The 13,772-nt window shown below is 55.0% G+C and carries 13 protein-coding genes and 1 pseudogene; 10 read left to right on the forward strand and 4 right to left on the reverse strand.

Annotated features, from left to right (window positions below; genetic code table 11):
• Window positions 1–130 precede the first annotated feature (130 nt).
• Window positions 131–391 (forward strand): phage integrase N-terminal SAM-like domain-containing protein, encoded by a 261-nt coding sequence (locus tag BLP79_RS19955; protein ID WP_139163195.1) that lies wholly within the window; start codon window positions 131–133, stop codon window positions 389–391.
• Window positions 357–1,487 (forward strand): annotated as a pseudogene (locus BLP79_RS10355) (IS3 family transposase). The gene BLP79_RS19955 and the pseudogene BLP79_RS10355 overlap by 35 nt, the downstream one beginning before the upstream one ends.
• Before the next feature lie 70 nt (window positions 1,488–1,557).
• Here BLP79_RS10355 and BLP79_RS10360 read toward each other — a convergent pair.
• Genes BLP79_RS10360 through BLP79_RS10375 form a run of 4 tightly spaced genes read right to left on the reverse strand, consistent with a single transcriptional unit; the run spans window position 1,558 to window position 4,113 of the window.
• On the reverse strand, window positions 1,558–2,403 hold the full coding sequence (locus BLP79_RS10360) for an energy transducer TonB (RefSeq protein ID WP_090218701.1): 846 nt from the start codon (window positions 2,401–2,403) through the stop codon (window positions 1,558–1,560).
• Entirely contained in the window at window positions 2,400–2,783 is a 384-nt protein-coding gene (locus tag BLP79_RS10365) for an ExbD/TolR family protein (protein ID WP_090218703.1), read from the reverse strand. The genes BLP79_RS10360 and BLP79_RS10365 overlap by 4 nt, the downstream gene beginning before the upstream one ends.
• A gap of 8 nt (window positions 2,784–2,791) precedes the next feature.
• Window positions 2,792–3,175 (reverse strand): ExbD/TolR family protein, encoded by a 384-nt coding sequence (locus tag BLP79_RS10370; protein ID WP_090218705.1) that lies wholly within the window; start codon window positions 3,173–3,175, stop codon window positions 2,792–2,794.
• Window positions 3,172–4,113: a MotA/TolQ/ExbB proton channel family protein gene (locus BLP79_RS10375; protein WP_244516069.1), complete on the reverse strand. Its 942-nt coding sequence runs from the start codon at window positions 4,111–4,113 to the stop codon at window positions 3,172–3,174. Before BLP79_RS10375 ends, BLP79_RS10370 begins: the two co-directional genes overlap by 4 nt.
• A gap of 445 nt (window positions 4,114–4,558) precedes the next feature.
• Here BLP79_RS10375 and BLP79_RS10380 point away from each other — a divergent pair, with 445 nt between their 5' ends.
• From BLP79_RS10380 to speB, 8 genes are all read left to right on the forward strand, one after another.
• Window positions 4,559–5,470 (forward strand): siderophore ABC transporter substrate-binding protein, encoded by a 912-nt coding sequence (locus BLP79_RS10380; RefSeq protein ID WP_170830483.1) that lies wholly within the window; start codon window positions 4,559–4,561, stop codon window positions 5,468–5,470.
• Window positions 5,463–6,455: an ABC transporter permease gene (locus BLP79_RS10385; RefSeq protein ID WP_408607912.1), complete on the forward strand. Its 993-nt coding sequence runs from the start codon at window positions 5,463–5,465 to the stop codon at window positions 6,453–6,455. Before BLP79_RS10380 ends, BLP79_RS10385 begins: the two co-directional genes overlap by 8 nt.
• The gene (locus BLP79_RS10390) at window positions 6,448–7,392 is read left to right on the forward strand and encodes an iron chelate uptake ABC transporter family permease subunit (RefSeq protein WP_090218709.1); all 945 of its coding nucleotides are present in this window, start codon (window positions 6,448–6,450) and stop codon (window positions 7,390–7,392) included. The genes BLP79_RS10385 and BLP79_RS10390 overlap by 8 nt, the downstream gene beginning before the upstream one ends.
• A complete protein-coding gene (locus BLP79_RS10395) occupies window positions 7,389–8,147 on the forward strand; it encodes an iron ABC transporter ATP-binding protein (RefSeq protein ID WP_090218711.1) in 759 nt (252 codons plus the stop codon). Before BLP79_RS10390 ends, BLP79_RS10395 begins: the two co-directional genes overlap by 4 nt.
• A 156-nt stretch (window positions 8,148–8,303) precedes the next feature.
• The gene (gene speA, locus BLP79_RS10400; protein ID WP_232716157.1) at window positions 8,304–10,226 is read left to right on the forward strand and encodes a biosynthetic arginine decarboxylase; all 1,923 of its coding nucleotides are present in this window, start codon (window positions 8,304–8,306) and stop codon (window positions 10,224–10,226) included.
• Window positions 10,227–10,246: 20 nt separating this feature from the next.
• A complete protein-coding gene (locus BLP79_RS10405; protein WP_090218714.1) occupies window positions 10,247–11,455 on the forward strand; it encodes a saccharopine dehydrogenase family protein in 1,209 nt (402 codons plus the stop codon).
• Window positions 11,456–11,568: 113 nt separating this feature from the next.
• Window positions 11,569–12,741, forward strand: coding sequence for a carboxynorspermidine decarboxylase (locus BLP79_RS10410; protein ID WP_090218716.1), 1,173 nt, complete (start codon window positions 11,569–11,571; stop codon window positions 12,739–12,741).
• Window positions 12,738–13,616: an agmatinase gene (gene speB, locus BLP79_RS10415; protein ID WP_090218717.1), complete on the forward strand. Its 879-nt coding sequence runs from the start codon at window positions 12,738–12,740 to the stop codon at window positions 13,614–13,616. Before BLP79_RS10410 ends, speB begins: the two co-directional genes overlap by 4 nt.
• Window positions 13,617–13,772: the final 156 nt, after the last annotated feature.

The raw sequence follows: 13,772 nt of genomic DNA on the forward strand, positions 1-13,772 counted from the left end.
GGACGAAGCCGCTTTCGCGGCAATGGCGCTTTCGCGGCAATGGCGCTTGTGGCTGGCGTTTTGAGGCGATCCTGACGGCGCGCATTTTGCAATTTGGCTGACCTGTTTGACGATTGGGTTTCTCAATCTGATGACAGGAGGATCCCATGAAAGAGGAGAAGACGACACCGCTATTCGTGACATGTCGCCGAAGACCCAGCAGGCTCATATCGGAGCGGTGAGGTACTTTGCCGAGTTCATTGAGCGTTCGCCAGATACAGCAACGCCAGACGAGTTGCGCGCCTATCAACTGAAGTGGTCCGGCACATTTGGACAGCGTGCTAAGATGTATCCAACCCTGACGACTGGACACACAAATGACGAAGAGACGCAGTTTTTCGGACAAGTTTAAAGCTACTGTGGCGCTTGAGGCGCTGCGTGGTGACAAGACGGCGCAAGAGATTGCACCCAAGCATAGGATCCATCCGACGCAAGTAACGACTTGGAAGCGACAAGCGATTAAAGGCCTAACAGGCGTATTTTCTGACAAGGTCAGGAAGGTTGAGAATAACGAAGCCGAAGTCAAAGAACTGCACGCCAAGATCAGGAAGTTGGCGGTCGAAAACGATTTTTTGTCACAAGGGCTGAAGCGATGAGCCCGGCCGAACGTAAAGCCATGATCAACCGGGATCGCCCCGATCTGAGCTTGACCAAGCAGTGCAAGCTTCTGAAGATCAGTCGATCATCGCTGTATTACTCGCCCGTCGGGATGGGTGCCGAAACGTTGAAGTTGATGAACGAAATCGACCGTGTTTTTACGAAATATCCGTTCTTTGGCAGCCGCCAGATCGCCGCATATTTGCTGAGAACCGGGTTCCACGCGGGCCGACACCGGGTTCGGCGTCTGATGGGGGTCATGGGCTCGCAGCTCATCTATCAAGGGCTCCAACACCAGCAAGAAACACCCACAGCACCCGATCTATCTCTATCTGCTCGGGAAGCCGCCAATCACGCGCCCGAACCATGTCTGGTGCACTGACATCACCTACATTCCAGTGCGGCGTGGTTTCCTGTATCTCGTGGCAATTATGGATTGGGCGACGCGCAAGGTACTGTCCTGGCGGCTCTCGAATACGCTCGATGCCAGCTTCTGCGTCGAGGAGTTGAATGAGGCCATCAAAAAGTGCGGCAGGCCAGAGATCATGAACAGCGACCAAGGAGCACAGTTCACCGGGGCGACCTGGATCACCACCCTGACCGAAGCCAAGATCAAAATCTCAATGGATGGACGCGGTCGGTACTTGGACAACATCTTCATCGAAGGGCTCTGGCGGTCCCTCAAGCAGGAGGCGGTCTATCTGCACGATTTGCAGGACGGCTTCCAAGCCAAACGCGTCATCGACGACTGGATCGGGTTCTACAACGCCTACCGGCCCCACACCGCACTTGATAAACAAACGCCTAACGACGCATACTTTGGCGCGATACAGATGAAACAAGCGGCATGAAACCTAACCCGGATGCATCTTAGCTTAGCCGCAAAACTGTCCGAAAAAGCAGGGCCACTTCAACCGCGGGTTAGTGTTTAAAATGTAGCGGCATGTTGAAGGTTACAAAGGCGTCCGTCAGGCCTTTGGGCGCGCGTGGAAATTTTCCAGCCCGCTGCACAGCCTTTAGTGCCGCTTGATCCAGATTAACGTTCCCTGATGGTTTGATGATGCGATAGCTGAGCAATTGCCCCGTGTTGGCAATGGACAGACGCATCAGAACACGCCCATTTCCTGACGTGTCAGATGGATACCGCTGACGGCGAACGATGCGCGATCGGATCTTGCTGAGCCACACATTCATCAGCTTTGCTTCGCGACCCGCGTCAGTGGTGGCGGTGGCTGCCCCGCCCGACGTACCAGCCTGTACACCGCCACCTGACCCTGCGGCGCGTCGCTGGGCCTGACCAGCCGTTGTAAGCTCCGCTTTGCGGGCTTTGGCTTGGATCTTTTCTGTTTTTTGCGGAGGTTTTGGCGGATTGAGTTCCACTTTAAGCTCTGGTTCCGGCTTTGGGAACGGAGGTGGAGGCGGCGTTGTGTCGACTTGCGGCGGTTGCGTTGGGATTGGTGGAAGAGCCTGCACAATTTGCACCGCAGCCTTTGGGGCCGCGGCGATCTCAAATTGAGTCATTTCAGGCGCAGCCGCTTGGAAGACTGGGGTCTTTAGCGGCGGCGTGTCGATCAAAGGCGGCTGCGGTGGGCGTTGCCAGGTCTCCACCAGTTCAGCAATGGTGGCGTCCGCCGCTTTGATTGCGACCATCGCATCACCTCCGGTGCCGCTGGCAACCGCGCCAGTGGGTGGAACGGAGACAAATGCAACCAAATGCAATGCAACCGCGAGACCAGAAAAAAGAAGAAATTCTATCCAACGCATCATTTGGGCTGCACCACAAGTTCGACCCGACTGAGACCCACCGCTGCAAGCTGTTTCAATATGCCTGCAAGCTGTTTTGCCTCAAGTTTGCTGTCTGCGCGCAGTTGAATGGTGCGACTTTCGTGGGCAGGCAAAGCTAAGAGTGCAAAGATCACCTCTCCTTCGGCGCCGTCAAAATGCATATGACCCGTAGCATCAATAAACAGGACCGGTTCGGCCTTGGCTTCGCCGCCCAGATCTGCGTGAGGCGGGGTTACCTCAAACGGTTCGGGTTGAGCCAGGTTCGATGTCATAAGAAAAAAGATCAACAACAAAAAGACGACATTGATCATCGGCACGATTGACTCTGAGCGGGGACGTTTTTGCGGTTGGGACAGATCCATTTAGCGGCTCATTCAACCAATACAAATGATGTCAAACCTGCGCGATGTAACACGCCAGTCACGTCAATGATCTGCTGCACGTTTGCTCCTTCGTCTCCGCGCAAGATAACCAGATCGGTTGGGGCCTGCATCAAAGCGCCAAGAGAGACAGGCAAGTCTTTTAGCGAAACAGGAGTGTTGTTGATCTTTACCCCCTGCGATGAAATCGTAACCAGCCTTGGCGGCCCATTGTATTGCCCCCCGTTACCTGCAAGAGGCAGATCCAGCACTGCTTCGGTGCCAAACCGAGAGGCAAGCATGAAAAACACCAATAAAAGGAATACAACGTCGATCATAGGTGTCAGGCTGGGCTTGCGCCTCGACCTAGGTTGATCTTCCAGCCCAAGCTTCATTCTGCGGCCATCTGTTTGGCTGATGACCCCGGCGGTTGCGCGACAAACAGCCGGGATATGCTATCTTCTAGATCACGTTGCAGCCGCGCGATGATGGATTCAAACCAGGTCAACGCGGCTGAGGCAGGGATTGCTACGGCCATGCCTGCGGCTGTGGTCAACAACGCCTCCCAAATACCACCGGCCAGCAATGCGGGATCGGCACGTGATCCGGCGGTTTGCAACGCCTGAAACGCAGCGATCATGCCCAGAACAGTGCCCAAGAGTCCCAACAAGGGCGCTATGGTCGCTATCAATTCCAGCGCGCCTAGGCCGATGCCGGCTGACGATAGATGCCGCTTGGCTACGCGCGCGGTTTCTTCTCGAGCATGCTCTTCAGGTAATGACGTTATCGCGGTGATTGCAGTGACAACCACTTTTGATCGCACAGATTTGCGGCCCTGCACTCCAGCCAAAGCAGCTGCAATGTCACCGGTTTCGAAGGCATACACAGCCTTACCTACAGCGCCCCCTGCCCAGGCTCCGATCAACGCAAGCCGCCAAATTTTCCATAGGATCAGTGTCAGCGTGATCACAGAAAGCGCGCCAATTGCCCAGATCGACGGACCACCGTTTTGCAGGAAATCAAGTGCAGTTTGATAAGATGTCTCTATAATACCTCTCAGATCCAGCGCAGGATTCAGAGAGACTTGTGCTGGCAATACTTCCGAAAAGGCATCTGCTTCGTTTGGCAAAAATTGCCCTGTAGGCGCAGCGGTTTGTAGATCAACAATGGGCGCTGTTGGGGGAACACTGGCTTCCTGTGCTGATGCAGCGAACAGGCTTAATGTCAAGACACCGACAGCTGAAAGGATACGTTTGATACTGTTGGGAGCGTGCGCTAACAATCGTTTTGTCAGGTTCGGTTTCTGTGCAGATGAAAGAAAAAAAAGGTCCAAGCCTAAGGTCCACCAAAGTAGCCGACATACGTGTGTATGTGGTGCATCTGGCAGCGTATTCACAGCGGTGCTGCAACGCTTGGCTGAACGCGTGAAAATTTACAGCACCTGCTTACGAAGCTTGAGTAAAACTGTCAAGTACTAAACTGGCCGATAATCTATCGCCTCTTAGAAGCGTGACACTTTCGAAATGATGAAAGGGCCGACATTGGTAAATACATCTATTACCAATAGCGCTAAGCCTATCAAATACAGCGCAAAAGCGTCGGCGCAATACGACAAGCAAAAAAACCTTGCTGCCCCTGGACATACCGCTGTACTGCCGCGCAGCATTCGAAATCATGTTTGGCACACTCTAGACGCCCCGGTCCAATGCGACTAGGAAACAGATACTGTAACACAGCCAGCCCTGCGCCAGCTCTTGCTTTTAATCATGGTGAGGCTGATGGCTATTCTAAACTTTCGTATTTTTTTGACCGCTCTGGTGATGGGGGCCGCTGGGGGCGCCAGCGCTGACCCGGTGTCTGTTCCAACCTATCGCGGCATTGCTGAGGTAGCGAACACACCGTCCAAAATCATCGCTTTGGACATCGCCGCTGTCGACACGTTGCATGCTCTGAATGCGCCACTAATAGGTGTTCCCTCAAAACTCTACGTGAATTATCTGGATTCTGTCGGCTCCGCAGCGGATCCCGTGGGCACCCTGTTTGAGCCGGATTTCGAAGCCATGGCACGGATGCAGGCCGATCTGATTGTAGCGGGTGGTCGCTCGTCCAAACAGTTTGATGCACTGACCGACATCGCTCCTACACTTGATATGACAATCTGGGGCGAAGATCACGTTGCCACTGCCCTGCAACGCCTTCATAGCTATGGCAAAATCTTGAGCAAGCCCGAGGCCGCCGTCAGTCTAGAACAGGCTTTTTTGGCCAAGCTGGCTAAAGCCAAAAGTGCGATCTCGGGCAAAGGTTCGGCACTGATTGTACTGACCAACGGGCCAAAGGTTTCCGTCTATGGTAAAGGCTCGCGCTTTGGCTGGCTCCATGCCGCATTGGATCTACCAGAAACGGTAGAGGGTGTTGATGCACAAACTCATGGTGAAGCCGTGTCGTTTGAATTCATTTCCAATGCCAACCCAGATTGGCTGATCGTAGTTGATCGCGCTGCCGCCATTGGGCTTGAAAACCAATCCGCCAAGGTAACGCTAGACAATGCATTGGTGGCGCAGACCACCGCTTGGCAGAAAGATCAGATCATCTATCTGAACGCGGCAAATATCTACATCGCAGGCGGTGGCATTCAATCCATGTCGCACACACTGGATGAAATCATCGCAGGGTTCGCATCCGGTGCCTAGCGCAGGATTTTGGGCTAAGACCAGAACTGGTGTTGGCTGGGCATATTGCGCAACGCTTGTCGGCCTGTTTGGCCTGGCAGGCACCAGTCTTTTTGTAGGCGTACAAGACCTGTCGCTGCGCACAGCTTTCACTGATCCAGAGGCATTTCAGCTTTTGTTGGTCAGCCGCTTGCCGCGTACCTTGGCAGCCCTGTTAACGGGTGCCAGTATGGCGGTTTCAGGCGTGATCATGCAGCTACTGGTGCGCAATCGCTTTGTCGAACCGGGCACCACGGGCACCAATGAATCTGCAATGTTAGGCCTGTTGGCGGTGACTTTATTGGCCCCCAGCTTGCCGATCTTTGCCAAAATGCTGGTCGCAGCCCTGGCCGCCCTTGTCGGAACCTTTGGGTTTATGCGCCTTGCACGCCATTTGCCGCCCCAACAGCCCCTATTGTTGCCACTGGTCGGCTTGATATACGCTGGTGTTTTATACGCACTGGCTACCTTTTTAGCCTATCAGACCGACCTGATCCAATACATCGGCATCTGGCTCGCTGGCGAATTTTCCGGTGTTATTGCAGGCAGGTACGAATTGCTTTGGCTCGCTGGTGCTGTGTCACTGGTGGCCTATATTGCCGCAGATCAGTTCACTCTGGTGGGCTTGGGGCGTGGTCTTAGCCTCAGCCTTGGTCTGCGCTATGGTCAGGTTGTAGCGCTTGGCGTGGCCACTGTGTCCATGGTCGCCGCCCTTGTCATCGTGACAGTGGGTACACTGCCCTTTGTTGGATTGGTGGTGCCCAATGTTGTGGCCCGTATGATGGGAGACAACCTGCGTCAAAGCCTGCCTGTGGTTGCAGGCCTTGGAGCCGGGCTGGTTCTGGCCTGTGATCTGTTGGGACGCGTGCTGCGCGCACCATATGAAATCCCGGCAGGTACGATTTTTGGTGTATTGGGCGCAGTGCTGTTCCTGTCCCTATTGCTGGGACGCAGACCCAATGGCTGACAGACGTGTATTTTTTCTCACCTTTGCGGTTCTGACCGCAGCGGCTGTGTTTCTGCTGTGGGGCAACGCGTGGCAGTCTTCCTACGTGTTAAAACTACGCGCGGTGAAGCTGGGCGGGTTAATCTGCGTAGGCCTGTCAGTGGGCATCGCAACTGTTTTGTTTCAGACGCTCAGTAACAATCGCGTCCTCACCCCCTCCATTATGGGCTTTGACGCGCTGTTCTTGCTGATGAAAACTGTCGTCGTTTTTGTCAGCGTTGGGTTGTCCCTGCCGCCAGTATCTGCTGCTGCAGGCTTTCTGGCCGACACTGCCGTAATGATCGCCGCCACCCTTGTTGTCTTTGTCTTGGTGTTGCGCCGAACCCGTCAAGACATCCAGTTGCTGATCCTTGTTGGCGTGATCATTGGCCTGTTGTTCCGCACCCTTGCCGGATTTCTGCAACGGCTGTTGGATCCATCAGAATTTGCCATGGTACAGGCCGATATGTTTGCCCAATTTGGCGGCATCGACGCTCAAGCCTTGCTGATCGCCAGTCTGCTCTTGACCCTCTTGTTTGTTTGGCTTTGGCGCAGTCACCGCGTTCTGGATGTGATGGCACTGGGGCGCGATCCAGCCCGCGCCCTTGGTCTGCCCTTTGATCAGCTGCAACTGCAGCTTCTGGCTGCCATCGCTGTGTTAGTTTCCGTTTCAACAGCACTTGTCGGCCCGCTAGCATTTCTCGGGCTGTTGGTCACTGCACTGACCCACAGCCTGATGCAAAGCCATCATCACGCCCTGCTGCTACCGGGTGCCGGGTTGATAGCTTGTCTTGTCCTCATTGCAGGGCAAACGCTGTTTGAACGAGTCTTACACTTAGAATCCAGCCTTGCTGTTGTCATCGAGTTTTGCGGTGGCCTTCTGTTCCTTATCCTGTTGGCAAAAGGTAAAATCAAATGATCCAAATCAAATCTCTCAGCCATACTATTACCGATACGCCCATCCTCCAGGACATTAATCTCGAACTGCCTCAAGGGCAGATCACCGCGTTAATCGGCCCCAATGGCGCGGGGAAATCTACCTTATTGAATGCAATTGGCCGTCAGATCGAGGTAGCACACGGCACCGTCACCTTAGACGGCAGCGACATCACCCAGATCGCGCCACGGGACCTGGCGCGACAAATGGCGGTGGTCGCCCAGCATCTCGCCGTTGGAAGCCGCATCCGGGTTGCAGATCTGGTCGGGTTTGGCCGCTGGCCACACTCTCAAGGGCGCACAACACCAACTGACCAAACAATCATAGAGCAGGCGATAGAGGAATTTGATCTCATTGCCCTGCGGCACAGGTTTCTGGATGAACTCTCAGGCGGTCAACGCCAGCGTGCGTTTATTGCCATGGCTTATGCCCAAGACACCTGCTGGCTGCTGCTGGACGAACCGTTGAATAATCTGGATCTGAAACATGCGCGCACTCTGATGGCTCAGCTTCGCCGCATGGTCGAACACGCTGGAAAAAGCGTTGTGATCGTGTTGCACGATCTCAACTATACATTGTCTTGGGCGGATCACGTCGTTGCAATGTGCGATGGCAAAGTGGTGTTTACAGGTCCCGCAGCGCAGGTTGCAACAGCCCAATCTCTGACCGATCTATATGAAACTCCGATCCAGATCAGCACCGTCGAGGGGCAGGTTTTCGCCCGATATCACCGCTAACGACACATGGTACGGACACAGCAGAAAAACCTGTGATTTCCATCTTGTCTTTGCCCCATCTCAAGGCTAGACCAATGTCTAACGCGCGGTCGGTGCCTGATGAACCCATCAGACAGCCCCCCTAGCCAGAGACTTTTGGCACAGGGATTTTGCGCTTTGCTCCCATCGCAAGACCACTCCATATCCGAGGCAGATCAGCCAACGGACAAGATTTTTGGCGAAACCTATGGGTTGCATAACTGGGGTGATGACCTCGTCACCGTGGATGCCACAGGGGCGGTCTGTCTGGGTGATCCCACTTTCCCAGACGGTCAGCCCACACCTTTGCCCAAGATCATGGCAGACCTATCGGATCGCGGCATTGTGGCCCCGGTTCTGTTACGGGTTGATGCGTTTCTGGATCGCGCATTGGCACAACTTAACACCGCCTTTGCTGAGGCCTGCACTGCCACCCGGTACCAGGGCGTCTATCGCGGTGTGTTCCCGATCAAGGTCAATCAGCAGGCCGAAGTGATCAAACAGCTGGTCCGAAGTGGCCGCAGGTTTAACTATGGGCTGGAAGCCGGATCAAAACCGGAACTACTGATCGCATTGGCGCAGGACCTGCCCTCTGATGCACTGCTGATCTGCAATGGCTTCAAAGACGAAGATTTCATCCGCCTCGCGATCCTGTCCCGCCATTTGGGCCACAACACGGTGATTGTCATCGAAAGCTTGGATGAATTTGACATTATCCAACGAGTCAGCGCCGATCTGAACAGACGCCCATTACTTGGGGTTCGAGTGAAATTGACAGAACGCGTGACCGGGAAATGGCAAGAATCCTCAGGCGATCGCTCTACCTTTGGGCTTAGCGCGTTTGAACTGATGGCGCTGATCACCCGCATGAAAAACAGCGATTTTCTGGATTGCCTTGTACTGCAGCACAGTCATTTGGGCAGTCAGGTGCCCGATATCATAGACGTGCGCCGCGCCACAACCGAGGCCTGCCGGTTTTATACCGAACTGACAAACCTTGGCGCTCCGCTGACTCATATCGACTTGGGCGGCGGACTGGGCGTGGATTACACTGGGGCACGCCGCGCAGATGACAATTCGGTCAACTATTCGGTCGACGAATACTGCTATAACATCGTTGAAACCCTGCGCTATGCTCTGGATGAAGCCGAGATCCCACATCCTACCATCGTCACCGAAAGCGGCCGGTTTGTGGTAGCCCAGTCTTCAATTTTTGTGTTCAATGTATTGGGTGCCACACTTTATGACGCGGGCGAAAAACCCGATCTTTACCCCGAAGACCACCATCTGTTGGCTGATCTGATGGCAGTAGAGCATTACATTGATGGAGCCCGCCACCAAGAAGCGCTGAACGATGCGGTCTATTACCGCGACGAAATGCGGGCCCTGTTTCGACGCGGGCAGCTCAATCTCGATCAACTGTCGCGAGGGGAACAGATCTTCCTGTATCTGTCCGCCCGCCTGAAACTCCGCGACACCGAAGAAAATGCCGCGTTTTTCATCGATCACTACCACGGTAACTTTTCTCTGTTCCAGTCCCTGCCGGACGTCTGGGCGATTGATCAACTGCACCCCATTCTGCCCCTGCAACGCTTGAACGAAGCGCCAACTCGCCACGCCATCATAAATGACATCACCTGTGACAGCGACGGAAAAATTGACCGTTTCATCCTGGGCGAAGACATCGCCAGCGCCCTGCCTGTGCACGATCTGGTCGACGATCAGCCTTATTACGTCGGCGCGTTTTTTGTCGGTGCATATCAGGAAACACTCGGTGATCTGCACAATCTGTTTGGGGATGCAAATGTCATCACAATATCGCTGGACGGTGCAGGTGGTTTTTCGATCGTCAACGAAACCGAGGCCGACAGCATCGCTGAGGTGCTGTCATACGTCGAATACGATCCGCGCGATTGTCTGGACGCGGTACGCCAGAAAATCGAACGCGCGGTTGTGGCGGGCTTAGTGGAAGCCGAAACCCGACGCCTGATGATTTCCGCCTATAAAAAGGCCCTAAACGGGTCGACCTATTTTGAACAGCCAGCCCCACGGCAAGCCTGACCCACACAAAGGAAAAGACCATGGAAAAGGTTCTGGTTGTCGGCGCTGGTGGCGTCGGCGCGGTTGCTGTCACCAAGATGGCAATGCATCCCGAAATTTTCAAAGACATCACATTGGCCAGTCGCACGCTGTCCAAATGTGACGCCATCGCGTCAGCGGTCAAAACCCGCACGGGTGTGGCTATCCGCACCGCGCAGTTGGATGCGATGAACGTGGCGGACACCGTCGCCCTGATCCGCGAAACCGGCGCTGAACTGCTGGTAAATCTGGCCCTACCCTATCAGGATCTGGTGCTGATGGACGCTTGTCTTGAGGCTGGCATCCACTATTTGGACACCGCAAATTATGAGCCGGAGAATGAAGCCAAGTTTGAATACAAATGGCAGTGGACCTATCAGGAGCGGTTCAAACAGGCGGGGTTAACGGCAATTTTGGGCTCAGGGTTTGATCCGGGCGTGACCTCAATCATGGCGACCTGGGTGCGCAAACACAAACTGACAGGTATCCGCCTAATTGATGTGCTGGATTGCAACGGTGGTGACAACGGCAAAGCCTTTGCCACTAATTTCAACCCGGAAATCAACATTCGCGAAGTGACCGCACCAGCGCGGCATTGGGAAAACGGCGCTTGGATCGAAAGCCCCGCCATGACGCAGAAACACCAATTCGACTTCCCCGAAGTGGGCAGGAAGAACATGTATTTGATGTATCACGAAGAACTGGAGAGCCTCTCTACCCACTTCCCCGAAATTGAGCGCGCGCGCTTTTGGATGACCTTTGGTGACGCCTACATCAATCATGTCACCGTGTTGCAAAACGTGGGTATGACCGGGATTGATCCCGTGAACCACAATGGGCAAGACATCATCCCGCTACAGTTTCTGAAAACTCTGCTGCCCGACCCTTCGGACCTCGGCGAGCTGACCAAAGGCAAGACCTGCATCGGTGATATCATCACCGGGCCAACGCCTGATGGCGTTGAAAAGACCTATTACATCTACAACATCTGCGACCACGAATCCTGCTACGCCGAGGTCGGCAGTCAAGCCGTGGCCTATACCACCGGCGTTCCGGCCATGATTGGGGCTGCACTTGTAATGCAGGGAGTATGGCGTGACCCTGGTGTCTGGAACACCGAACAGCTGGATCCAGATGCATTCATGGAGATGCTGAACAGCGATGGCCTGCCGTGGCAACTGGTTGAACTCGACGCACATCCTGATTTCTAAACCAGACGCCTGTAGCGCCAGCGGCAGGCACGCGCGCCCCCTCAGGCGGGCGCATTCCACGCCTGAGGGGGGCGAACGCTCAGCATCTTTTCCTTCTGCTGCGAAAGACCCACATGGACATCAAAGCGCTCTCCACCCAAAGCTTCGCCCGCTTCGACCTTACCCGCGTACCCTCCCCGTGTTTTGTGGTGGACGAGGTCGCGGTTGAACGTAATCTGCGCATATTAAACGACGTCGCCAACCAATCCGGTGCGCGCATCCTTCTGGCGCTCAAGGCATTTTCGATGTTTGCTTTGGCCTCCTTGGTGGATCGCTACCTTACCGGCACCTGCGCGTCTGGCCTGTATGAGGCACGCTTGGGCGCCGAGAAATTCAACGGCGAGGTCACCACCTATTGCGCTGGGTTCAAACCCGATGATCTGCCGGACATTCTGCGTTACTCCGATCATCTGATCTTCAACTCCCCGGCCCAGCACCATCGCTTTGCGCCGCTCATTGCCAAGGCACGCAGCATAGGCGACCAGGTCAGTATCGGCCTGCGCATCAACCCCGAGCACTCAGAAGGCTGGACTGAGAAATACGATCCCACCGCGCCCTGTTCGCGTCTTGGCACACCGATTTCGCAGCTGTATGCCTCTGATTGGGAGGGGGTCGAAGGGCTGCATCTGCACACGCTTTGTGAACAGGGCTTTGCGCCTCTGGCCCGCACCTGGACCGCATTAGAGCCGAAAATCATCAATCTCCTGCCGCGTCTGAAGTGGATCAATCTGGGCGGTGGTCACCACATCCCCCAACCCGACTATGACCGCGCGGGCCTTGTCGCGTTGGTCCGTAACCTACGAGCCCGCCACAATGTTGAGGTTTATCTGGAACCCGGCGAGGCCTGCGTGCTGCATTCCGGCATTCTGGTGGGAGAAGTGTTGGACGTCACGCACAATGCCATGCCGCTTGTGATCAGCGATGTGTCCGCCACCTGCCATATGCCCGACGTAATTGAGGCCCCGTACCGCCCTGATCTTCTAAACGAAATTCCCAATGCCCAGATCTACCGCATCGGCGGCCCGTCTTGTTTGGCTGGCGATGTGATTGGCGATTACGGCTTTGCCAACCCACCGCAAGTTGGCGATCGCTTCGCCTTTCTTGATCAGTCCCACTACTCGATGGTCAAGACCAACACGTTCAACGGCGTGCCCTTGCCCGCAATCGCGCTTTGGAATTCACAAACAGATGCGCTGACATTGTTACGCACCCCGCATTACCTTGATTTTCTGGAGCGTCTGTCATGACTTATTTTCTGCAGGGCGAGCTATCGCAAGAGGAACGCAATCCTACAACCTCGCGCTTTCGCGTGATCCCGGTGCCGCTGGAACGCACGGTATCATATGGCGGTGGCACCAGCGCAGGACCGGACGCAATTTTAGAGGCCAGCACCGAATTGGAACGTCTGTGTCGCGACACAGAGCCTTGCGCATGTGGCATCACGACCGAACCCGCAGTTGAATGTTTTGCCTCGCTCCCCACCGTGATGGAAGACATTGCCAAACGTACCTGCGCCGCAGTCGCAGCTGGGGCAATTCCAGTGGTTCTTGGCGGCGAACATGCACTAACCTATGGCGCGGTGCGCGGTGTGGCCCGCGCCACTGGCCGCCCCATCGGCATTATCCAAATCGACGCCCATGCGGACCTGCGCAAAGCCTATCAGGAGGAACGTCACTCCCATGCCTCTGTAATGCAGCTGTTAGTCGAAGAAGAAGACGTCGCCCTGGCACAATTTGGCGTGCGGGCGCTGTGCCGCGAAGAAGTGGACCGCCGCGTCGCCCACAGTGTTTTTCACATCGACGCCGAAGAGCTGGTCCGCGACGATATTCATACGGTTCAATTGCCTGAAGAGTTCCCAAACGATATCTATGTTAGCTTTGATTTGGATGGGCTGGACCCTGCGATCCTGCCAGCAACAGGCACACCGGTGCCAGGCGGATTGGGCTATTATCAAGCTCTCAACCTTGTGCGCGCATCTCTCATCGACCGCAAGTTGGTTGGCATAGATGTTGTTGAACTTGCGCCTGAAATCGGCAGCCGCGTGTCAAACTTCACCGCTGCGCAACTCACCTATGCCCTCATGGCAGCCGCCCTCCCAACCTTGCGGGACCAAACGCTTTAAGATTGCAAAACATTGCGCCCACAACGGAGGGCAAAATACTCTAATATTACGCTTTTATTAATTTCCGAGTAAATTACTCTTGATTGTAAATTTGCGCACGCCTAAGACAAACCCGCCTTTCACAAGGCGAGCCAGGACCATTCCAAGCCATGCCCC

The organism is Epibacterium ulvae, assembly GCF_900102795.1.
Taxonomy (GTDB): Bacteria; Pseudomonadota; Alphaproteobacteria; order Rhodobacterales; family Rhodobacteraceae; genus Epibacterium; species Epibacterium ulvae.

Bases quoted from the DNA above. Each gene is read 5' to 3' on its own strand.
- BLP79_RS19955 (WP_139163195.1), top strand. From the start codon at position 131: ATGACAGGAGGATCCCATGAAAGAGGAGAAGACGACACCGCTATTCGT.
- BLP79_RS10360 (WP_090218701.1), bottom strand. From the start codon at position 2,403: ATGATGCGTTGGATAGAATTTCTTCTTTTTTCTGGTCTCGCGGTTGCA.
- BLP79_RS10365 (WP_090218703.1), bottom strand. From the start codon at position 2,783: ATGGATCTGTCCCAACCGCAAAAACGTCCCCGCTCAGAGTCAATCGTG.
- BLP79_RS10370 (WP_090218705.1), bottom strand. From the start codon at position 3,175: ATGAAGCTTGGGCTGGAAGATCAACCTAGGTCGAGGCGCAAGCCCAGC.
- BLP79_RS10380 (WP_170830483.1), top strand. From the start codon at position 4,559: ATGGCTATTCTAAACTTTCGTATTTTTTTGACCGCTCTGGTGATGGGG.
- BLP79_RS10390 (WP_090218709.1), top strand. From the start codon at position 6,448: ATGGCTGACAGACGTGTATTTTTTCTCACCTTTGCGGTTCTGACCGCA.
- BLP79_RS10395 (WP_090218711.1), top strand. From the start codon at position 7,389: ATGATCCAAATCAAATCTCTCAGCCATACTATTACCGATACGCCCATC.
- BLP79_RS10405 (WP_090218714.1), top strand. From the start codon at position 10,247: ATGGAAAAGGTTCTGGTTGTCGGCGCTGGTGGCGTCGGCGCGGTTGCT.
- BLP79_RS10410 (WP_090218716.1), top strand. From the start codon at position 11,569: ATGGACATCAAAGCGCTCTCCACCCAAAGCTTCGCCCGCTTCGACCTT.
- speB (WP_090218717.1), top strand. From the start codon at position 12,738: ATGACTTATTTTCTGCAGGGCGAGCTATCGCAAGAGGAACGCAATCCT.